This window comes from Streptomyces albicerus (assembly GCF_008905045.1).
Taxonomy (GTDB): Bacteria; Actinomycetota; Actinomycetes; order Streptomycetales; family Streptomycetaceae; genus Streptomyces; species Streptomyces albicerus.
The window spans coordinates 199,571-219,760 of the sequence record NZ_VWMY01000005.1 but is presented as its reverse complement, the minus strand read 5'-3'; the positions used below and the strand labels follow the sequence as shown (position 1 = coordinate 219,760).

Below are 20,190 nucleotides of genomic sequence, written 5' to 3'. Positions count from 1 at the left end.
ACGGGGGTGGTGACATGGCATGGCGGGCAGGGCGGCTCGCGGCGATGGGGGCGGGGCTGGTGCGGTTGCTGTCGGCCGTGGCGCGGCCGGTGCTCGTCGCGTTTCTCGGCACGCCCGGCGCGGCCGTCGCCGGACCGGCGGGGGCTGCCGCGGCCTCGGGCGGCCAGGCGCTGGACCGGGTCGCGGCGCGGCAGCAGGCGCTGCCCGGTCTGCTGCGGTTGTCGCGGCGCGGTCGCGTGCCGACCGTGGCCGACGCGCGGGACCCGGTCTGGCTCGGCGTGCACCCGGCCGCACCCAACGGCGGTGGCACGGCGGGCCTCGGCCGGGTTCCCGCGTTCATCGACCGGGACATGATGCCGCAGGTGGAGGCCGCCCTCAGTGCGGGTGAGGGGGTCGTGCTGCTGGTCGGCGAGTCGACGGCGGGCAAGTCGCGGCTCGCGTACGAGGTGATGCGGGCGCACTTTCCCAAGTACCGCCTCGTCGTCCCCGACAGCCGGGAGTCGATGGTTTCGCTGGTCGATCTCGTCGTACGGATGCGTCGTGCGGTGGTGTGGCTGGACGAACTGGACGTCTACCTGGGCGTCGGCGGACTGACGGCCGGTCAGGTGCAGCGGATGCTCGGCGCCGAGGGCGCCCGGGTGGTGATCCTGGCGACGATGAGCGCCCAGCAGCACGGCAAGTTCGGGGCCCGGTCCGGAGCCGACGACGAGCCGGGGCGCGATGTCCTGCGCGGCGGCCGCGAGGTGATCCGGCTGGCCACGACCGTCCGTATCGACCGTAGGTGGAGCCCGGCCGAGATCGCCCGCGCCGAGTGGCACGCCGACGATCCCCGGATCAGGGCGGCGGTCAACGGGGCCGGCCGGGACGGGCACGGGGTGGCCGAATACCTGGCCGCCGCACCGCAGTTGCTCGACGAGTGGCACAACGCCTGGTCGACCGGCACCCATCCGCGGGCCGCCGCGCTGGTGGCGGCCGCCGCGGACGCCCGTCGCGTGGGCTACCACCAGCCGCTGCCGGCAGAGGTCCTGCGCCGGATGCACGAGGGGTATCTGGAGCGGCGCGGCGGGACGGCGCTGCGGCCGGAGTCCTGGGAGGACGCGCTGACCTGGGCGACCGAGCCGCTGCACGCCACCTCCAGCCTGCTGCTGCCCCACGACGGAGACCACCACCAGGCCTTCGACTACCTTCACCACACGCTCGACGAGCAGGTCCCTCCGCCGCGCATCCCGGCCGCGATCTGGGAGACCCTCATCGAGCACGCGGGCGCCACGGAAGCGCTCAACATCGGCACCACCGCCTATCAGCGCGGAGACCTCTCGCACGCCATGGCCGCGTTCGAGAAGGCGGGCCTGGACCGCGGACGGCTGCCCCGGCAGTGGTACGCGACCTGTGTGGGCGAGGCGGGCAACCCCGCGCGGGCCGCAGCCCTGTACGAGGAGTTGGTGTCCGAGTCGACGAGCGAGCTGGGCCCGGACGCCCGCGAGACGCTGGAGAACCGGAACGCCTACGCCCGGTATGTGGGCATGGCCGGCCGCCCCGCGGAGGCGGTGGATCTGCTGCGCGGCGTCGTCGCCGACCGGGTGCGCGTCCTGGGCGCCGACCACTCCCACACCCTGAACAGCCGTAACAACCTTGCCCTGTTCCTCGGCGAATCCGGCCGGATCGGCCCGGCGCTCGCCGAGTTCGAGGCCGTGCTCGCCGACCGCACCCGGTTGCTGGGCGCCGACCATCCGCACACCCTCAGCACGCGGTACGGCCATGCCTATCTGCTGGGCGACGCGGGCCGCCCTGCGCATGCCGCCCGGCTCTTCGAGAGCCTGGTCGCCGACCGCACCCGTACGCAGGGCCCGTACCACCCCTACACGCTCAACAACCGCCGCCACCATGCCCACTTCCTGGGTGAGTCCGGACATGCCGCGCAGGCCGCCGCGTTGTTCGAGGAGCTGATCCAGGACTGTCTCCAGGTCCTCGACGCGGACCATCCCGACACCGTCGCCGCTCGGCACGGGCACGCGCGCTTCCTCGGTGAGTCCGGGGACCCCGCCAGGGCGGCCGTTCTTCTCACCGAACTGCTCGCCGACGCGAACGGGGACGGCGCGCGGGACGGCGGAACGCACGGCTCCCGCACGCCAGTTGCCCTGGTGTGGCGGCGCTACCGGGCCTTCTTCACCGGTGAGGCCGGTGATCCCGACCAGGCCGCCCGGCTGCTCGACGAACTCCTCACCGACAGCCGTTCCGTGCTCGACGAAGGCCATCCGCATCTGTTCGCCATCCGGGCCGCCCATGCCCGGAGCACGGGCCGCCGCGGCCAGGTCCAGGAGGCCGTCGAGCTGTACGCGCAACTGGTCGACGACTGCCGGCCGGTCCTCGGCGACGATCACCCGCACACGCTGGCCGCCCGCAGCGGCCACGCGCGCTGTCTGGGAAGCACCGGCCGCGCCGCCGAAGCGGCCGACCTGCTGGAAATCCTCGTACAGGACCGGGCCCGCGTCCTCGGTGACGACCATCCCGCCACCTTGGGCAGCCGCAACGCCCATGCCCGGTGCGTCGGCGAGGCCGGCGACCGGGCGCGTGCCGTCCGGCTGCTGCGGACGATCCTCCAGGACCGCCTCCGGTATCTGGGCGAGGAGCATCCCTGGACGCTGCGCACCCGGCAGGAGCTGGTCGATTTCCAGTGAGCGGCACCAACTGAGGCCCGTTCACCCTTTCGGGCGAGAGCCTCGGGCTGACAGACTTCGGAGGGTGCCAGACTTCGACATGCTCGTCATCGGATCGGGTCCGGGCGGCCAGAAGGCTGCCATCGCCGCGGCCAAGCTGGGCCGCCGGGTCGCCGTCATCGACCGTCCCGACATGGTCGGTGGGGTGTCCATCCACACCGGGACCATCCCCTCCAAGACCCTGCGCGAGGCGGTCCTCTATCTCACCGGCCTCACGCAGCGCGATCTGTACGGCCAGAGCTACCGCCTCAAGGAGGACATCACCGTCAGCGACCTGACCGCGCGCACCCAGCACGTGGTCGGCCGCGAGGTCGACGTCATCCGCAACCAGCTCTCCCGCAACCACGTCTCCCTCTTCGCCGGCACCGGCCGCTTCATCGACGACCACACCGTCGCGCTGCGTGAAGTGACCGGCCACGAACGACTGTTGACCGCCGACAACATCATCATCGCCACCGGCACCCGCCCCGCCAGGCCCGCGACCGTCGAGTTCGACGAGCACACGATCCTGGACTCCGACAACGTTCTCAACCTGGAGCGGGTGCCGCGCTCCATGGTCATCGTCGGCGCCGGCGTGATCGGCATGGAGTACGCCTCCATGTTCGCCGCCCTCGGCAGCAAGATCACGGTGGTCGAACAGCGGCCGGGGATGCTCGACTTCTGCGATGTCGAGGTGATCGAGTCACTCAAGTACCACCTGCGGGACCTGGCCGTCACCTTCCGCTTCGGGGAGACCGTCGCCGCGGTCGAACGTCACTCCCGGGGCACCCTCACCATCCTGGAGAGCGGCAAGAAGATCCCCGCCGACGCCGTCATGTACTCGGCGGGCCGACAGGGCCTCACCGACGACCTCGACCTGGACAAGGCGGGCCTGTCCGCCGACAAGCGCGGCCGGATCAAGGTCGACGAGCACTACCGCACCGAAGTGCCGCACATCTACGCCGTCGGCGACGTCATCGGCTTCCCGGCACTGGCCGCGACCTCGATGGAGCAGGGCCGCACGGCGACGTACCACGCGTTCGGCGAGCCGGTGAACCGGATGCACGACCTCCAGCCGATCGGCATCTACACCATCCCGGAGATCAGCTTCATCGGGAAGACCGAGGACCAACTCACCGAGGACTGCGTGCCGTTCGAGGTCGGTATCTCCCGCTACCGCGAACTGGCCCGGGGCCAGATCATCGGCGACTCGCACGGCATGCTCAAGCTGCTGGTCTCCCCCGACGACCGGAAGCTGCTCGGCGTGCACTGCTTCGGCACGGGCGCCACCGAGCTGATCCACATCGGGCAGTCCGTGATGGGCTGCGGCGGGACTGTCGACTACCTCGTCGACGCGGTGTTCAACTACCCGACGCTCGCGGAGTCCTACAAGGTCGCCGCCCTGGACGCGACCAACAAGATCCGGCAGATCGACCGGCTCAGGGACTGACCGAGCCACCGCATCCGACCGTGGGGCCCGGCGCCCGGGCCCCGCGACGGACTCCTCGGCAGGATCACTTCATCAGCAGGATCGCCGGAAGCGGGATAACCGGACTCGACGTCAGGCCTGCGTCGGCGCCACCGGTCAAGGGCATAAGCTCAACGGGTGGCAAAGTACCTCGACGTTCATCCCGAAAATCCTCAGCAGCGGACCATCAGTCAGGTCGCCGACTCCATCCGCGCGGGTGCGCTCGTCGTGTACCCCACGGACTCCTGTTTCGCGCTGGGGTGCCAGCTGGGCAGTCGTGACGGTATCGACCGGATCCGTGCGATCCGGGATCTCGACGACCGTCACCACTTCACCCTCGTGTGCCAGAACTTCGCGCAGCTCGGCCAGTTCGTCCACATCGACAAGGATGTGTTCCGCGCCATCAAGGCGTCGACGCCCGGCAGCTACACCTTCATCCTTCCTGCGACCAGGGAGGTGCCGCGCAAGCTGCTCCATCCCAAGAAGAAGACGGTCGGTGTGCGCATCCCCGACCACGTGGTCGCCCAGGCCCTGCTCGCCGAACTCGGCGAGCCGCTCCTGTCCAGCACCCTGCTCCTCCCCGACGAGGAGGAACCGATGACCCAGGGCTGGGAGATCAAGGAGCGGCTCGATCACGCCGTCGACGCGGTGATCGACTCCGGCGACTGCGGCACCGAGCCGACGACGGTCATCGACTTCTCCAGCGGCGAGGCCGAGATCGTACGCAAGGGAGCGGGCGACACATCACGGTTCGAATGACGCCACCCTCGACGGCCTCATGGATCGCGGTCCCGGAGCGGATCTGTGTTCCCCGCCCTCCAGGACGGCCGACCGGGCGCACGGTTCGGTGGGCGCCGAAGCGTGCACCGTCTAGCGTCGGCTCCATGAACACGTCATCGGGCGTCGGAGGACAGCAGGCAGGGCGGATGCCGGCCGCGGCGGGTGTCATCGCGTGACGCCGGTGGAGGCTCTCGCCGTATTCGCCGCCGGTGTGAGCGCCGGTGCCGTCAATGCCGTCGTCGGCTCGGGGACGCTGATCACTTTTCCCGTGCTGCTCGCCACCGGTATGCCACCCGTCACCGCCACGGTCTCCAACACGCTCGGCCTGATCCCCGGCGCCGTCAGCGGGGCCTTCGGCTACCGCAAGGAGCTCAGCGGTCAGGGCCCGCGCATCCTGAAACTGAGCGTCGGCGCGCTGCTGGGCGGCCTCACGGGCGCGTCGCTCCTGGTGGCCCTGCCCGCGACGGCGTTCGAGACGATCGTGCCGGTCATGGTGGGGCTCGCCCTCGTACTGGTCGCCTTCCAGCCGCTGATCAGCAAGATCCTGCGCGGCCGCCGCGCGTCGGCGGGCGGGCCCGCCCGCCGTGACGGCGGCCCGCTGCTGTTCACCGGTCTGACCCTCGCCAGCGTCTACGGCGGCTACTTCGCCGCCGCGCAGGGAATCATCTACATATCCCTGATGGGGATGCTCCTGGACGAGACCCTGCAACGCCTGAATGCCATCAAGAACGTCCTCGTCGCTGTCGTCAACACGGTCGCCGCGGTCTTCTTCCTCTTCGTCGCGGACTTCGACTGGACAGCCGTCGCACTGATCGCGTCCGGTTCCGCGCTCGGGGCCCAGCTAGGGGCCGCCGTGGGCCGCCGCGTCAGCGCCGCGGTCCTACGGACCCTCATCGTCACCATCGGAGCCGTCGCTCTCGCCCAATTGCTGCTTCGCCAGGGCGGCGCACAATAACCGCTGGTCTCGATGGGAGAGCGTCCAGCACAGTTGAGTCATGACGATCTCCGACGCCGAGTTCCTGCCCGGCATCGAGCTGTCCAAGATCCTGTACGAGGAAGCAGTGCGGCCGGTTCTTCGGGACGGATACCCGGGACTGCCGTACGCGGCCGCCCGTGTGGGCAGCGGTTCGGAGGTACTGGGCTTCGACACACCACGGTCCGCGGATCACGAGTGGGGCCCGCGAGCCGAACAACGGCTACTCCTCCACCTACGCCGTGTCCGAGGTGATGGTGCGCCCGAGTCGGCGCAAGCAGGGCATCTCCGAACGCCTCCACAAAGCCCTGCTGAAGGAGCGCACTGAAGACCTCGCCGTACTCCTGGTTGCCCTGACCCACCCCAAGGTGCAGGCGCTCTACGAGTCATGGGGGTACGCCAAGGTCGGCAAACAGCAGCCGTTCGCCGACCCCCCGGTGTACGCGGTCATGGTCAAAGGCCTTCGGGACTGAGTCGCCGTCAGCCAGTGACGAGACGGCTGTCGAACCCGGCCCGCGCAAGTCGCTCGTAAGCGCCATACACATCCGCTGGCACTTCCTGCTCGGCGGCGACACCATCCCGATCGGGTGCGACGGTATCCGTCGGACATGACGGACGGTGCGCTCCCTCATTAGTTCGGGTCTCGTATCTCCGCCAGTGCCTGACCGGGCACGATGCCGAAGGGCCCACCGTTAGCGGTGTGGCCCTTCGGCGTACGTAGTTGCGCCGCCTCAGCCGGCGGCAGCCGGTGCACGGTCCGAGCTACACGGCGGGCAGCCCAGCGCCGCGGAGGCGGTTACTCGGCCGTGCCGGCCGGGACGGCGAATTGAACGTGAAGCGGGGCGGTAGAGCAGCACTACCGCTCCGCATAGCGCAGGAACTGCCAGCCCAGTACGGCCAGGGCAAGTGTCTGTGCGAGGGAGACGATCACGAGTAAAGGCTCGACGGCGGGAGAGCACCAGAATGCGGTCACGCAGATCATCGGCAAGGCCAAGTACGTGAACAAATCCACAGCGGTCTGTAGTCGCTTACGTGTGGTGCGGCTCGCATCGTCGCGGTGGTAGATCTCCCAGCCGAACACTGCGCCGTGGGCGCCGCTGAGCTCGGCCAGCCGCGGTCCCAGCTGGTCGCGGATGTAGCAGCCGACCGCCGAGATCTTCTGGTCGTTGACCAGGTAGGTCCAGCCCAGGACCAGGCAGATCACAGGGACGGCGAGCAGCAGTTGAGCCTGCCTGCTCTGGACAGTGACCGCCAGGACCGCGGTGGACGCGGCGAGCGTGAAGTAGAGCAGGTTGTCACGGAAGCCAATCCGGGTTCTCTGCTCCTCCTTGATGCGGTCGTACTCGGCCAGCAGCAGTCTGCTCTCGGTGACGTCCTCAGTGGCGGCCACGGCCATTCCTAAGCTCGGGTTCCGGCTGGGCTGATGAGTGGGCGGGCAGGCTCCGGCGCTTCGGCCCCTGCCCGCCCTGAGGGCCCGGAAGACTCAGTCGGCAGCACGGAAGGGCGGCAGGTTGTTCGGGTTGTTTCGTTCGATCCAACCCTTTCCGTCCGCCGCGATTCCTTCCAGGAGACGGAAGGTGTGGATGAAACCAGCCGAATTGAGGTTGATTTCGGCGATTTCCTCCGCGTTTTCGTCCGGCGCCAGTTGATGGGTGTCGGCGTCTTTGACACGAATATTCCTGGCCGGCCCGTTGGTGAGGACGAGCTCCAGGTCGTATCCGACATGGGCGCGTTCTGTGACCTGTACCGAGGACAACGCGTCGAACCTGTAGTTGCTTCGCTGCTCGTTCCCGCGTTTTGCGTCGGTAAAATCGAATTCCGTGCTGATTTCACGAACGCCATCCTGTGTGACCAGGAAAAGACGGAAGCTGTAGCGCGAGTATCGCCAAGGACCGCCCTTCACACGCCCTCGCTTGTAGGGGCGTGCGGGTGTCATCAGGATGGTGTGGGTGATCAGGTCGCGCCAGGTGAGCTGGTAGTGGCGGAGTGCTTCGTCAACGAACAGCGTCTTGTCGCAGGTGAGCCAGGTCTCCATTTCCAGCTCACTGGGTCGCGTGGTGTCCAGGAACGACTTCCAGTTCTGGTACGCGCCTTGCCGCGCGGTCAGCCGCTCTTGATATTCCTGGGTTTCCTCGGCCATTCGGCGCTCTTCACCCCGAGCCTCCAGCCACGAGGACGCAGCCGCGCGTCCGGACCAGACCGCAACGCCTACGGCCAGGATGGCCAGCAGCATCTGCGACGCGCCGGCACCTGAGGCCACTGCTCCGAGCAGGGCCAGAGTCATGATGCCGAGAGTGGTGAGGGCGACCACGCACAGCGCCTTCGCCACCGCCACCGCCGACGTCTGGTTCTGGTGGCGGTGATCGAACAGAGTGCCGTTGCTGTGGCGGTCTCGGGCGTCCTCAGCGAGATAGCGGATCAGCCAGTTGACCCGGTCCACGCTGATTCGGCTCTCGCGGTAGAGAAGCGCGATCTCGGCGACGAGGCTGTTGCGGATGTGGACGGTATGGCCGAGCCATTCGTGCGGGGCGAATCCGTGTGGCACGCGGGTACTGAAGTAGTGGTCGAACGAATGACGGACGCGGTTGGTGAACCCGTCCCCAGTAGAGGCAGGGGCGCCCGTGTGCGAGATGTGGGACTCACGCTTCTTGGCCTTCAGATGATGTTCCTGGTACCACCATCGGGGGCCGAAGTGAGCCGCAGTCAGGCCCGCACCGAGCGCCACCAGTAACTCGATGACTGCCGCAGCCGGATCCGCGACCAGCGCCAAGATCCAGAGGAATGCGGCGGCGACGACGAACAGGCCGGCGCGGACGGGGAGGGCTGTCCGGGCGGCAGCAGCGGTGCTCGGACGGGGCGGCAGGGCCCGTGGCCCGATGGGGTCGGGTTCGAAATAGGCCCAGACCCGTTGGACCCGGTCGTTGCCGAAGCGAGTTGCCTCGGCCCGCTCGCGGTACTCGGCCCACAGGCTGTCCTTCAGCCCTCCGGTGAGTACGAGGTCGAGGTGGTGGAGGATCTCGTCACGCTGGCGCGGTGACAGGGCTCGCAACCGCTCCAGTACGCGTCCTGTTTCGCCGTCCGCAGTGCTGAGCATCGCCAGCAGCTCGAAAACGACGCGCAGAGCGTCCTTCCACTCTCCCTCGGCGTAGCTCCCTATGAGCCCGGAGGCATGGTGCAGCCGCTGGCGTTCTTCGGTGCCGAGGTCGTGGTAGGCGCGTGCACTGAGCATGGCAAGCACCCAGTGGAAACGGACCTCCGCGTTGTCGTGCCCGTGGGCGATCGCGTCACTGATCATGTCGCGAGCACGGCTGGGGACGCCATCCTCCAGGAACCGCACACCGACCTTGTACTTTTCCTGAGGCGATGCATCCGGATGAACGATGTTGACGGTGGAGTTGTGTACGGTCTCGGCCTGGATTCCGACGGTGGAGCCGTATGCGGCCGAATTGTGCGTGCCACTGCTGCCGTCGTTCATGACAAGTCACCCGCCGCAACAACCAGTGGTGCCAGTCTGGCCACCAGCTCGGGAAACTCTGCGGTCAGACCGCGTAACCTCTTTAATGCCATGGTCGCCCTCTTGGACGATTCGGGAGTCTTCTCCCTTGCCGCCCGGCGGGCAAAGCCCAGCTCGGCCAGTGCCTCTCGGTAGGTGTCCTCGTCGAGGGTGCCCTCGGCGTGGTGACGCTTCAGGTGCTCACGGAAACCGTCCAGTTCCGCGACAAGGTCCGCCGGACTGGTCACCTTCGGGTCCGCGTGCAAGTAGACGCTGCTCTCGTTGACCGATCCGGCCATAATGCCAACGGTGCTGTTATGGGCGGTGTTGCTGACGTGCCCTTTATGCCTGTCGGCCGTATGGGCCCTGTCTGCCTGGGACATTGCGATCTGCTCCTGTTCTCCCACCAGTTCCACGGCCAGCCGTGCGGCGAACGCCGCCGCGTTCACCGCGGCCCGTGGTTGCGAGTTACGGTCCTTCGCGCTGCTCTTCGTACCGTCCGCCCGGTCGCTGATTCCCCGGATGACGGCCACCGGCGCCCCGTTGAGATGACCGGCCTGCGCCACACCGGCGGCCTCCATCTCAATCGCGAGCGCGTCGTTGTAGTGCTGCCGGATCCACCGCGCCTCGGCCGAGATCGTCGAGTTCTGTACGACCTCGCCGGCGGCGATCGCGCCGAAGTGCACCTGCGGCGCGCCCCCATGACCAGCCGTGTCGTCGGCCCAGTCGTTCACGCGAGCAAGATGCGAGCCGATCTGGCTGATGCCGTGCGCCGCCTCCCACACCCGGGGACGGGCCTTGAGTCCGTCGTCTTCGCTGGTCCCGCCGTGATAGGCGTACACGTGTGTCGCCATCACCACGTCGCCCAGCCTGGCGGTGTCCCACAGGGCACCGGCGACGCCGACGAACAACACGGCCACCGGCGAAAACTCCTGTATCGCGCGCTCAGCGATCACCGCGGCGGAATGATTCCCTTTGTTCGTCAGAGCGAGCGCGACACGACATGAAGTGCCCTGCACGGTTCCCACTTCGAACCGCGTCCCACGCTCATGACGGTGCACCTGCGGACTGGCCAGTTTCCGGCGCACAGCCTGGTACTCGAGATTGAGGGCGGTGAGAATCACCACCAGGTCTTTCGACATCTAATCCCCTTCCTCTCTCGTGTCCTCTTCCGTCGTGGACGGCACAGGTCGGATCAGTGGCGGGAGCAACACCGTCTTCGGCCCGGCCCGGTACAGCCGCGCGGGCCGTCCTCCTGTGCTCCTACGTCCCGAGCCGGCGGGGACGATGAATCCCTTTACGGCCTGGACTTTCCGGTAGAAATTACGGGTGTCGAGTTCGGTGCCCCAAACCGCCTCGTACACCCGCTGCAACTCGACTATGGTGAAGATTTCTCCGCAGAATGCCGTGGCCAGTGCCGAGAATTCGAGCTTGGTTCGCGCACGCTCGATTCCGTCCGTCACGATCCGGCGGTGATCGAAGGCCAGTTCCACCTCACCGGACAGGACGGAGTCCGCGGGAACCCACGCAGCATCCATGGCATCCGTTCCCGCGACCGGTTCGGGGAGTCCCGGCGCGATCGCCAAGTGGGCCACGGAAACGACCCGTCCCCGTGGATCACGGCCTGCGTCCCCGTAGGTGGCCAACTGTTCAAGATGCACCGACCCGGCAACCAGAGCGGTTTCCTCACTCAATTCACGGTGGGCAGCGTCCAGGATCTCCTCACCAGCGTGATTGAGGAATCCGCCGGGCAGAGCCGGCATGCCCTGAAAAGGATCTTCGCCCCGCTCCACGAGCAGGACACACAGTCGCCCCTCACGCAGCGTCAGGATCACGAGATCGACCGTCAGTAGCACGGGCGGGGGTGACCACTCGTCAACTTGCATGCCACTTACGGTACTTCGGTTCTTGTCAATTTGACAAGAAGAACGCCACAGAGGCCGCTGGTGCTTCATGGCGGAGCGCCACGAACGGTCAACTCGTAATCCGCTCCGCAGCCAGGCGCGGGCCGATCGTGGCCTGCTTGTTCGGTGTTGACTCGGAGCGGCTCGGGAACGGGTACTCGCATTCCAGGAAGGTGTGGAGTGCTGCCTGGGGGCAGACGGGGGTGTGTCCACGTCGGTGAGGCACGGCTCGGGCGGCTGCGATGACCCAGTGGTGGTGGAGTGTGGAGGCCGGGGCTATGTCGGTGGTCGCTCGGAAGCGGGAGTGAGTGGTCTTCGTCAGTTGTTCGATGCCGAGGGATTCCCTCTCATGCATCAGGGAGCGGAGTTGGAGGTGGGGGGTGTGCAGGGATTTATGAGTTATGTGCCGGTGCGGGATGCCGCGGGAGAACAGCCAGAGCCGCAGGTGCCGGTAGTCGTAGCCCTTGTCTCCGTGTAGCTTGCCGGGTCGTCGGCGCCGGGGGCGCGACGTGAGCGGATGGGCGGTATGCCCCGGACCAGGGGGAAGAGGGCCTGGCTGTCGTAGGGGTTCGCTGCGGAGATGCCGATCGACAGGGGCAACCCGTGGCGGTCGAGGTGGATCTGCGATCCGTTCTTGCCACGATCGGATTCGGTCCCGTCAGATGCCCCCTTTGAGGGCGCGGACGCTGACGGAGTCGATCGCGCAGCGGGACCCGTCCAGCCCACGAGCGAGAGCCCCAAGGCACATCCAGGGCACATGAGCTGGGAAATGGAGTCGATCGGTGAGAACTACGAAGAGGAGATTCCCCAGTTCAACGCACTTTTCATTGATGGAGCGCCGCTATGCCCCTTACAGCAAGTGGCTCGGCAGCGCGTTCCGACAACTGGCGGCGGCCGAGTCACTCGCTCCGTCACTGCGCGGGGTGCTGGCGGCGACGGACTACCGCACTCGGGAAGGGCATCTGGGCGATGCCTACGAGACTGTTGCCTCGCTGCAGAACGCATCGGGACTGACCAACCCTGTGGACCCGAAGCGCCGGCTCTACCACGCACGTCCCTTCCTGGTCCTGCACGCCGAACGCTTCGCCCAAGCCCTGGCGCAGACCGTCACGGACCCGGAACTTCGTGAGCTGCCCCTGGTGGGCAGCGTGGACCAATGGGCAGACTGCACCGACCTCGTCAGCCGGCCCGGCGCCGTCCGCGCGGCGACGTTCGCGATGGGACGTCCTAACCCCGAGGTGACGGTCCCCCCGGCCCGCTGAACGGCCCTTCCAGTGCCGCCCACTGCAACAGCATGATGGTCTTCGCGTCGGCGATCTCGCCGGTGCGGATCATGGAGAGGGCCTGGCGGAAGGGCAGTTCGACGATCTCGATGTCCTCGCCTTCCTCGTCGAGGCCCCCGCCTTCGTGGGTGCGGGTGGCCGGTCCGTACGAGGCGGCGTAGAAGGTGACGCGCTCTGTGACCGATCCCGGGCTCATGTAGACGTCGAAGACGCGCTGGACCTCGCCGACCGTGTGCCCGGTCTCCTCGATGACCTCGCGCCGTACGGCGACCTCCGGATGTTCGTCATCTTCGTCGAGCAGTCCGCCGGGGGTCTCGACGAGCATCCCGTCCGGGTGTCCGTTCACGTACACGGGATAGCGGAACTGCCGGGTGAGCAGCACGGTTTCGCGTTCGGCGTCGTACAGCAGGATGGTGGCGCCGTTGCCGCGGTCGTGCGTCTCGCGCTCCTGGGTGGACCAGGTGCCGTCGGCGTGCTGGAAGTCGAAGGTCGTGGTGCGCTCCACGTACCAGTGGCAGGACAGCAGTTTCACGTCCCGGACCTTGACGCGGGGGTTTCCCGTCAGGTCCAGGCCGACCCGGTCGAGTCCGGTTCGGCCCCTGCCGTCGGGGGTGTCGATGCCCGCGGTCATCGTGCGCCGGCCGGAGAAGAGGTGCAGGGGGCGCAGGGGGCGGTGGAGGTGGAACATATGGTCATGCCCTGCTTCTACCATCCTGCTCCCGCCCGTGTCAGGCATGTCATTCATCGGTGGACTCGCCCGTGGTCAGATGGACCACGTTCGACCGCACGCCGTAGGTGAAGGCGCGGATCCGGTACGACGCCTCCTTCTCGGTGGGCAGGGTGATCAGCCCGGTGGAGTTGATGTCGGGATCGAGGACCACGAGGGGTTCGTACCCGGAGCTGTTCGGGCTGCGAGCCTCCAGCAGGAAGCCGGCCTCGTCGGAGGCGTGGTCCGTCCAGGTGAAGAGGATGCCGTTCGCATGCTTGACCGCGGCCTTGAGATCGGTGGGCGCTCCGGCACCGGTGAGCCGGAGGGGCCGACCCGGGACGGCCCGCTTCGGATCCTTGCGGGCGGGCAGCCAGTCGTGGCCGGCTTCCTCGTCCGCTGCCGTGAGCTCCCCCTCGGGCAGGGTGACGCTCACCGGCTCCGAGGCGGGACCGCGAAAGGCGCGCAGCCGGTAGAAGAACGTGGTGCGGGGGATCAGGTCAGGGTGCCGGTAGTTCGTCACCTGCGGTGACAGGTACTGCAGGACGGTGTACGGACCCGACTCCTCCGTCGCGAATTCGAGGAGGTGACCGGAGGTGCCCGACTCGCCGCCCTGCCAGCGCAGTTCGATGTCGGTCGGCGAGACGCGCTCGGCACGCAGCACAGCACTCGAGGTGCCGTCCTCGTCTGTCGTCTGCGTCGCGGAGCAGGCCGACAGCGCCGTCACGAAGGCGAGGACAAGCGCTGTCGGCACCGCGATGCGCACGGGAACACTCATGCGTTCTTGGCTACTTGCGCCAGAAGCGGACGTTGCTCCACACCACGGTGGCCGGACCGTTGCCGCTGTTGGTCCGGTAGGCGCCGAACTTGTCGTAGAAGCTGCCGCCGGGGCTGGCATACGTGTGCTGCAGTGAGCCGTTGATGTAGGTGCGGTGCGAACTGCCCACCTGGTGAACGGTGTTGACGCGGACGGTGGCTCCGACCGTGCCCGCGTTCGACAGCGTGTCCCCGCCGTGGACCGCGTACAGCCGTCCGCCGCGTTCGACCGCGAGCATGAAGTACGGGCCCGCCGCGGACTCGTTGAACGTCTGCTTGAGGCTGATCCTGGTGCCGCTGAGGCTGCTGATCCGGAAGTAGCCCTCGAACTGCCGGGTGCCTCCGGTGTAGGTGGCGTACCGTCGCTCGGCCCGCTGGTCTCCGCCGGCCGTGGAGCAGGTGAGCCGGAAGGTCAGGCCGTCGACCTGTCCGCAGCCGCGCTCCTGCACGTTGTAGGTGGGCGAGACGGACGTCCAGCCGCCGGGTTCGACTTCGGCGAGGGCGTTCGGAGCGGCCAGGAACGTTGAAGCGCATACGGCACCGGTCACGGTGAGCGCTCTGAGGCGCGTGAGCATGTCGGCTCCCTGGGTGTGGGGGGATCGCCATCATTCACGGACATGAACGATGACTGCCTTTTTGAACGGCTGCCTGGACGGTAGGACTAGACCAACTGGCCGTCAAGAGAGCCGACATGCGTCACGACGTCGGTTCACGCAATCTCGACGAGGAGATCGCCGCCTTCCACCTGCTGGATCCGGTTGATGGCCAGCCGGGACACCTTCCCGGTCTTCGCGGCGGTGATCGCGGCTTCCATCTTCATCGCCTCGATGGTGGCCACCGTGGTACCGGCCGCCACCTCGTCGCCCTCGGCGACCGCGAGCGTCACCACTCCGGCGAAGGGCGCGGCGACATGACCGGGGTTGGCCCGGTCGGCCTTCTCGGTCGCCGGGATGTCGGACGCGACCGCGGTGTCGCGTACCGGGATGGGCCGCAGCTGGCCGTTGAGGGTGGACATCACGGTGCGCATGCCGCGCTCGTCGGCCTCGCCGATGGCCTCCAGCTCGATGAGGAGCCGTACGCCGGGTTCGAGGTCGACCGCGTACTCCTTCCCGGGACGCAGCCCGAAGAAGAAGTCCTTGCTGTCCAGGACGCTGGTGTCGCCGTAGGTCTGACGGTGGGTCTCGTAGTCCCGCGTCGGCCCCGGAAACAGCAGCCGGTTGAGCGTGCCGCGCCGGTCCTTCTCCAGTCCCGCACGGTCCTCGGCGGTCAGTTCCTGCATGGGCTTCGGGTCGGCTCGGCCTTCCAGCGCCTTGGTGCGGAAGGGTTCCGGCCAGCCGCCGGGCGGGTTGCCCAGTTCGCCGCGCAGGAAGCCGATGACGGAGTCGGGGATGTCGAACCTGCCGGGCGTCGCCTCGAAGTCCTCGGGTGCGACCCCGGCGCCGACCAGGTGCAGAGCGAGATCGCCGACCACCTTCGACGACGGGGTGACCTTCACCAGGTGGCCCAGGATGCCGTCCGCGGCGGCGTACATCGCCTCGATCTCCTCGAAACGGTCGCCGAGACCGAGCGCGATCGCCTGGGTCCGCAGGTTGGAGAGCTGTCCGCCGGGGATCTCGTGGTGGTAGACGCGCCCGGTCGGCGAGCTCAGGCCCGCCTCGAACGGCGCGTACACCTTCCGGACGCTCTCCCAGTACGGCTCCAGGTCCCCGACCGCCCTCAGGTCGAGCCCGGTCGGCCGTTCGGAGTGGTCGGTCGCGGCCACGATCGCCGTCAGTGACGGCTGGGAGGTGGTACCCGCCATGGACGCCACCGCGCCGTCCACCGCGTCCGCGCCGGCCTGCACCGCCGCGAGGTAGGTGGCGAGCTGCCCGCCCGCGGTGTCGTGGGTGTGGATGTGGACGGGGAGGTCGAATTCCCTGCGCAGCGCGGAGACGAGCGTCGCGGCGGCCGGAGCGCGGAGCAGACCCGCCATGTCCTTGACGGCCAGGACGTGGGCGCCCGCGTCCACGATCTGCTCGGCCAGGCGCAGGTAGTAGTCCAGGGTGTACAGCCGCTCCGACGGATCGGAGAGGTCCGAGGTGTAGCACAGGGCGACCTCGGCGACGGCCGTTCCGGTCTCCCGTACGGCCTCGATGGCGGGCCGCATCTGCCCGACGTCGTTCAGCGCGTCGAAGATCCGGAAGATGTCGATGCCGGTGGCAGCGGCCTCCTGGACGAAGGCGTCGGTCACCTCGGTCGGGTACGGCGTGTAGCCCACGGTGTTGCGGCCGCGCAGCAGCATCTGCAGGCAGATGTTCGGTACGGCCTCGCGCAGGGCGGCCAGGCGCTCCCAGGGATCCTCGGCGAGGAAACGCAGGGCGACGTCGTACGTGGCGCCGCCCCAGCACTCCAGGGACAGCAGCTGCGGCAGGCTCTGCGCCACCACCGGGGCGACGGCGAGCATGTCCTTCGTACGGACGCGGGTGGCGAGCAGCGACTGGTGGGCGTCGCGGAACGTGGTGTCGGTGACACCGATGGCCGGTGACTCGCGCAGCCACCGTGCGAAGCCCTCCGGGCCGAGGTGGGTGAGCCGCTGCTTCGACCCGGCGGGCGGCTCGGTGTCGGTGACGCGCGGCAGCTTGGTCGTGGGGTCGATCAGTTCGGGGCGCTCGCCGTGCGGCCTGTTCACCGTGACATCGGCGAGGTAGGTGAGCAGCTTGGTGCCGCGGTCGGCGGAGTGGCGCGAGGTGAGCAGGTGCGGTCGTTGCTCGATGAACGAGGTCGTGACCCGTCCGGCCTGGAAGTCCGGGTCGTCCAGAACGGCTTGCAGGAACGGGATGTTCGTGGACACGCCGCGGATGCGGAACTCGGCCACGGCACGCCGGGCACGGTTGACGGCGGTCGTGAAGTCCCGGCCCCGGCAGGTCAGTTTGACCAGCATCGAGTCGAAGTGCGCGCTGATCTCCGTGCCGGCGTGGGTGGTGCCGCCGTCGAGGCGGATGCCGGAGCCGCCCGGCGAACGGTAGGCGCTGATCCTGCCGGTGTCCGGGCGGAAGCCGTTGGCCGGGTCCTCGGTGGTGATCCGGCACTGCAGGGCGGCGCCGCGCAGGACGACGGTCTCCTGCGACAGCCCGAGGTCGGCCAGCGTCTCGCCGGCGGCGATCCGCAGCTGCGCCTGTACGAGGTCGACGTCGGTGACCTCCTCGGTCACCGTGTGCTCGACCTGGATGCGCGGGTTCATCTCGATGAAGACGTGGTTGCCGTCGCGGTCGAGGAGGAACTCCACGGTGCCCGCGTTGCGGTAGCCGATCTGCCGGGCGAACTCCACCGCGTCGGCGCAGATCCGCTCCCGCAGCTCCGGGTCGAGATTCGGGGCGGGGGCGAGTTCGATCACCTTCTGGTGGCGGCGCTGCACCGAGCAGTCGCGCTCGAAGAGGTGGATGACGTTGCCGTGCCCGTCGGCGAGGATCTGCACCTCGATGTGCCGGGGGTCGACGACGGCCTTCTCCAGGAAGACGGTGGGGTCGCCGAACGCGGACGCGGCCTCGCGGGACGCCGCCTCGATGGACTCGCGCAGCGCGGCGGGATCCTCGACCCGCCGCATCCCGCGCCCGCCGCCGCCCGCGACCGCCTTGACGAACACCGGGAAGCCGACGTCGTCGGCGGCGCGGACGAGTTCGTCCAGGTCGGTGGAGGGCGCCGAGGAACCGAGCACGGGTACGCCGGCCGCGCGGGCGGCGGCCACCGCGCGCGCCTTGTTCCCGGTCAGCTCGAGGGTCTGCGCGTTCGGACCGACGAACGTGATGCCCGCTTCCTCGCAGGCGCGGGCCAACTCGGGGTTCTCGGACAAGAACCCGTAGCCCGGGTAGACGGCGTCGGCGCCGGACAGGCGGGCCGCGCGGATGATCTCCTCGACGGAGAGGTAGGCCCGCACCGGATGCCCGGGTTCGCCGATCTCGTACGCCTCGTCGGCCTTCAGCCGGTGCAGTGAGTTGCGGTCCTCGTGCGGGAAGACGGCGATCGTTCTCGCGCCCAGTTCATAGCCGGCGCGGAACGCGCGAATCGCGATCTCCCCGCGGTTGGCGACGAGCACCTTGCGGAACATGAACGATCCCTTCAGCCTGCCGGTGAGGAACACCATGGTGTCGGCGACGCCCGCGTCGCGCCATGTGAACCGGGCCACTCACACGGCAGCCTCCGGCGGACCCGTCCGACGACGACCATGGCCAGGCTCCGGGAGAACCGGCACACGAGGCGGCCATCCGGCACGCGGACAGCGGGCCCCGCCCAAAAGATCCCGGCGGTCGTCCGGCAAGCGGTGAAAGCCTCCCCTGACCGTGGTTCATGCCGGAACTTCCGCCATCCCTTACTGCGCGCTTAGCAAGCGCTCATGGAAAATGAGCACCATGAGCGTCGTAAAGATCAATGTGCTTACGGTTCCTGAGGACCAGCGCGAAACCCTGGAGAAGCGGTTCGCCGCTCGGGCGGGCGCGGTGGAAGGCTCGGACGGCTTCGAGTGGTTCGAACTCCTCCGTCCGGTGGAAGGAACCGACACCTACCTCGTCTACACCCGCTGGCGGAGCGAGGAGGATTTCCAGAACTGGATGTCCGGCCGCGCGCAGGCGTCGCACGGCGGCGGAACCGGAGAAGGCCAGCGCCCGAAGCCGGCGGCGACGGATTCGACTCTGTGGACCTTCGAGGTGATTCAGCAGGCTGAGCCGCAGCGGGGTTGAGATTCGTGAGGCAGCGTGCCCCTTTGGCCTGAGTGTCAAAGGGGCATGCTGTTACCCCGGTCCCGCCTCCCTGCCGCGCCTGCGCGAGGCGATCGGCGCCGCACCTCGACATGGTCCTGCGGGCCGGCGACATCGATCACCTGGTCCTCACCGGTATCGCCACGAGTGGCGTCGTGCTGTTGTTCCCCCAGCAGGCCGATGTCACGATGGTGGCCGACTGGGCCGCGGCGCCCTGACGGTGCCGGTGAGGTTCCGAGCGGCCGGTATCCGTGGGCGCGGCAGGCATCACACGGCCCGTACACCACGCCATCACCGGGTGAACCACGCGTCTGCTCCCAGTAGTTGGCGAAGCGGATGTAAGCAGGACAGTGGGCGTCTAGGTTGGGCACCGTACTGATCAGTGGTGGCCAAAAGGAGACCCCAGGCATGTCAGATATTTCACTGCCCCACGACGAAGGCTCCGCGCGGATGACCCGGCTCCGCACTGATGTGTCGCACTCTGCCCGGATCTGGAACTACTGGCTGGGCGGCAAGGACAACTACCCCGTCGACCAGGAAGTCGGGGACCAGATCCTGGGTTTCGTACCGGGGCTGCCCCGCTCTGCCGTGGCCGACCGGCAGTTCCTCACACGGGCCGTGGAACTCCTCGCCGGTGAGGTGGGCATTCGGCAGTTCCTCGACATCGGCACAGGCCTGCCGACCGTCGACAACACTCACGAGGTCGCACAACGGGTCGACCCGACCTGCCGGATCGTCTACGTGGACAACGACCCCATCGTTCTCAGCCACGCCCATGCGCTGCTCACCAGTACCCCCGAGGGGGTCACGGACTACATCGACGCCGACGTGCACGACCCGGACACCATCCTGGAACGCGCGGCCCAGACCCTGGACTTCAGCAGAGCGGTCGCCCTCAATCTGCTCGGCGTCCTGAACTTCATCATCGACACCGAGCAGGCCCAGGCCGTCGTCCGCCGGCTCCTGGACGCCGTGCCGTCCGGCAGTTATCTGGTGATCTCCCATCCCACCACCGACGTGGACGGCGCGGCGATGACGGAGGCGGTGCGCTACTGGAACAGCCAGGGCTCGGCGCAGATGACCCTGCGCACCAGCGAGGAGCTGCTGGGGTTCTTCGACGGTGTGGAGCTGCTCGAGCCAGGTGTCGTCTCCTGCTCGCGCTGGCGCCCGGTCGCGACAGAGGCCGAGATCGTGGACGTGACACAGTTCTGCGGCGTGGCGAAAAAGCCGTAGGGCGTCCCGCGGTTGCGGCAGGGCGCGGGCGCCCCCCCCAGGGGAGGCCCAGCTGCGGGTCGCCGCGGAGTCAACGGAGTCACCGGCCTGCGCCCCGTCACCTCCTCC

General features: G+C 68.3%; 16 protein-coding genes and 4 pseudogenes. 10 read left to right on the top strand and 10 right to left on the bottom strand.

What is annotated here, in order from left to right:
- Positions 1-14: 14 nt before the first annotated feature.
- The 6 genes and pseudogenes from GAS53_RS06225 to GAS53_RS06200 all read left to right on the top strand — a co-directional run bounded on the left by GAS53_RS06225 (position 15) and on the right by GAS53_RS06200 (position 6,390).
- Complete coding sequence (locus GAS53_RS06225) at positions 15-2,678, top strand: tetratricopeptide repeat protein (protein WP_151476398.1); 2,664 nt, start codon at positions 15-17, stop codon at positions 2,676-2,678.
- 64 nt (positions 2,679-2,742) lie between these two features.
- A complete protein-coding gene (gene sthA, locus GAS53_RS06220) occupies positions 2,743-4,146 on the top strand; it encodes a Si-specific NAD(P)(+) transhydrogenase (RefSeq protein ID WP_151476397.1) in 1,404 nt (467 codons plus the stop codon).
- 156 nt (positions 4,147-4,302) lie between these two features.
- Complete coding sequence (locus tag GAS53_RS06215; protein ID WP_151476396.1) at positions 4,303-4,923, top strand: L-threonylcarbamoyladenylate synthase; 621 nt, start codon at positions 4,303-4,305, stop codon at positions 4,921-4,923.
- Positions 4,924-5,116: 193 nt separating this feature from the next.
- A complete protein-coding gene (locus GAS53_RS06210) occupies positions 5,117-5,899 on the top strand; it encodes a sulfite exporter TauE/SafE family protein (protein WP_151476395.1) in 783 nt (260 codons plus the stop codon).
- Positions 5,900-5,939: 40 nt separating this feature from the next.
- A pseudogene (locus GAS53_RS56090) lies at positions 5,940-6,134 on the top strand (DUF4037 domain-containing protein); the annotation flags it as partial.
- Positions 6,135-6,159: 25 nt separating this feature from the next.
- On the top strand, positions 6,160-6,390 hold the full coding sequence (locus tag GAS53_RS06200; RefSeq protein WP_404829176.1) for a GNAT family N-acetyltransferase: 231 nt from the start codon (positions 6,160-6,162) through the stop codon (positions 6,388-6,390).
- Positions 6,391-6,773: 383 nt separating this feature from the next.
- Here GAS53_RS06200 and GAS53_RS06190 read toward each other — a convergent pair whose 3' ends face one another.
- The 6 genes and pseudogenes from GAS53_RS06190 to GAS53_RS06165 all read right to left on the bottom strand — a co-directional run.
- Positions 6,774-7,313: a hypothetical protein gene (locus tag GAS53_RS06190; protein WP_151476393.1), complete on the bottom strand. Its 540-nt coding sequence runs from the start codon at positions 7,311-7,313 to the stop codon at positions 6,774-6,776.
- Between the two features lie 87 nt (positions 7,314-7,400).
- On the bottom strand, positions 7,401-9,392 hold the full coding sequence (locus tag GAS53_RS06185) for a hypothetical protein (RefSeq protein WP_192582980.1): 1,992 nt from the start codon (positions 9,390-9,392) through the stop codon (positions 7,401-7,403).
- Positions 9,389-10,552 (bottom strand): 5'-methylthioadenosine/S-adenosylhomocysteine nucleosidase family protein, encoded by a 1,164-nt coding sequence (locus tag GAS53_RS06180; RefSeq protein ID WP_151476392.1) that lies wholly within the window; start codon positions 10,550-10,552, stop codon positions 9,389-9,391. The genes GAS53_RS06185 and GAS53_RS06180 overlap by 4 nt, the downstream gene beginning before the upstream one ends.
- Positions 10,553-11,296 carry an NUDIX hydrolase gene (locus GAS53_RS06175; protein WP_151476391.1) on the bottom strand — a complete coding sequence of 248 codons (744 nt, stop codon included), beginning with the start codon at positions 11,294-11,296 and terminating at the stop codon, positions 10,553-10,555.
- A gap of 88 nt (positions 11,297-11,384) precedes the next feature.
- A complete protein-coding gene (locus tag GAS53_RS06170) occupies positions 11,385-11,702 on the bottom strand; it encodes a stealth conserved region 3 domain-containing protein (RefSeq protein WP_225858777.1) in 318 nt (105 codons plus the stop codon).
- 18 nt (positions 11,703-11,720) lie between these two features.
- Positions 11,721-12,035, bottom strand: a pseudogene (locus GAS53_RS06165) (transposase); the annotation flags it as partial.
- 106 nt (positions 12,036-12,141) lie between these two features.
- Between GAS53_RS06165 and GAS53_RS06160 the strand changes: the two are divergent.
- Positions 12,142-12,576, top strand: a pseudogene (locus tag GAS53_RS06160) (DUF4037 domain-containing protein); the annotation flags it as partial.
- Here the strand turns inward: GAS53_RS06160 and GAS53_RS06155 are convergent.
- From GAS53_RS06155 to GAS53_RS06140, 4 genes are all read right to left on the bottom strand, one after another.
- On the bottom strand, positions 12,542-13,228 hold the full coding sequence (locus GAS53_RS06155) for an NUDIX domain-containing protein (RefSeq protein WP_151476440.1): 687 nt from the start codon (positions 13,226-13,228) through the stop codon (positions 12,542-12,544). The pseudogene GAS53_RS06160 and the gene GAS53_RS06155 sit on opposite strands and share 35 nt — an antisense overlap.
- Before the next feature lie 106 nt (positions 13,229-13,334).
- Positions 13,335-14,081, bottom strand: coding sequence for a fibronectin type III domain-containing protein (locus GAS53_RS06150; protein ID WP_192582979.1), 747 nt, complete (start codon positions 14,079-14,081; stop codon positions 13,335-13,337).
- 10 nt (positions 14,082-14,091) lie between these two features.
- Entirely contained in the window at positions 14,092-14,694 is a 603-nt protein-coding gene (locus GAS53_RS06145) for a LamG domain-containing protein (RefSeq protein ID WP_151476389.1), read from the bottom strand.
- Between the two features lie 134 nt (positions 14,695-14,828).
- Positions 14,829-18,203 carry a pyruvate carboxylase gene (locus GAS53_RS06140; protein WP_192582987.1) on the bottom strand — a complete coding sequence of 1,125 codons (3,375 nt, stop codon included), beginning with the start codon at positions 18,201-18,203 and terminating at the stop codon, positions 14,829-14,831.
- Between the two features lie 301 nt (positions 18,204-18,504).
- Here GAS53_RS06140 and GAS53_RS06135 point away from each other — a divergent pair, with 301 nt between their 5' ends.
- From GAS53_RS06135 to GAS53_RS06125, 3 genes and pseudogenes are all read left to right on the top strand, one after another.
- Positions 18,505-18,831, top strand: coding sequence for an antibiotic biosynthesis monooxygenase family protein (locus GAS53_RS06135; RefSeq protein ID WP_151476437.1), 327 nt, complete (start codon positions 18,505-18,507; stop codon positions 18,829-18,831).
- Positions 18,832-18,923: 92 nt separating this feature from the next.
- A pseudogene (locus GAS53_RS06130) lies at positions 18,924-19,067 on the top strand (cysteine hydrolase); the annotation flags it as partial.
- Between the two features lie 190 nt (positions 19,068-19,257).
- On the top strand, positions 19,258-20,082 hold the full coding sequence (locus tag GAS53_RS06125) for an SAM-dependent methyltransferase (protein WP_151476388.1): 825 nt from the start codon (positions 19,258-19,260) through the stop codon (positions 20,080-20,082).
- Positions 20,083-20,190: the final 108 nt, after the last annotated feature.

Bases quoted from the DNA above. Each gene is read 5' to 3' on its own strand.
- GAS53_RS06140 (WP_192582987.1), bottom strand. From the start codon at position 18,203: ATGTTCCGCAAGGTGCTCGTCGCCAACCGCGGGGAGATCGCGATTCGC.
- GAS53_RS06190 (WP_151476393.1), bottom strand. From the start codon at position 7,313: ATGGCCGTGGCCGCCACTGAGGACGTCACCGAGAGCAGACTGCTGCTG.
- GAS53_RS06155 (WP_151476440.1), bottom strand. From the start codon at position 13,228: ATGACCGCGGGCATCGACACCCCCGACGGCAGGGGCCGAACCGGACTC.
- GAS53_RS06135 (WP_151476437.1), top strand. From the start codon at position 18,505: ATGAGCGTCGTAAAGATCAATGTGCTTACGGTTCCTGAGGACCAGCGC.
- GAS53_RS06175 (WP_151476391.1), bottom strand. From the start codon at position 11,296: ATGCAAGTTGACGAGTGGTCACCCCCGCCCGTGCTACTGACGGTCGAT.
- GAS53_RS06225 (WP_151476398.1), top strand. From the start codon at position 15: ATGGCATGGCGGGCAGGGCGGCTCGCGGCGATGGGGGCGGGGCTGGTG.
- GAS53_RS06150 (WP_192582979.1), bottom strand. From the start codon at position 14,081: ATGAGTGTTCCCGTGCGCATCGCGGTGCCGACAGCGCTTGTCCTCGCC.
- GAS53_RS06180 (WP_151476392.1), bottom strand. From the start codon at position 10,552: ATGTCGAAAGACCTGGTGGTGATTCTCACCGCCCTCAATCTCGAGTAC.
- GAS53_RS06185 (WP_192582980.1), bottom strand. From the start codon at position 9,392: ATGAACGACGGCAGCAGTGGCACGCACAATTCGGCCGCATACGGCTCC.
- GAS53_RS06125 (WP_151476388.1), top strand. From the start codon at position 19,258: ATGTCAGATATTTCACTGCCCCACGACGAAGGCTCCGCGCGGATGACC.
- GAS53_RS06145 (WP_151476389.1), bottom strand. From the start codon at position 14,694: ATGCTCACGCGCCTCAGAGCGCTCACCGTGACCGGTGCCGTATGCGCT.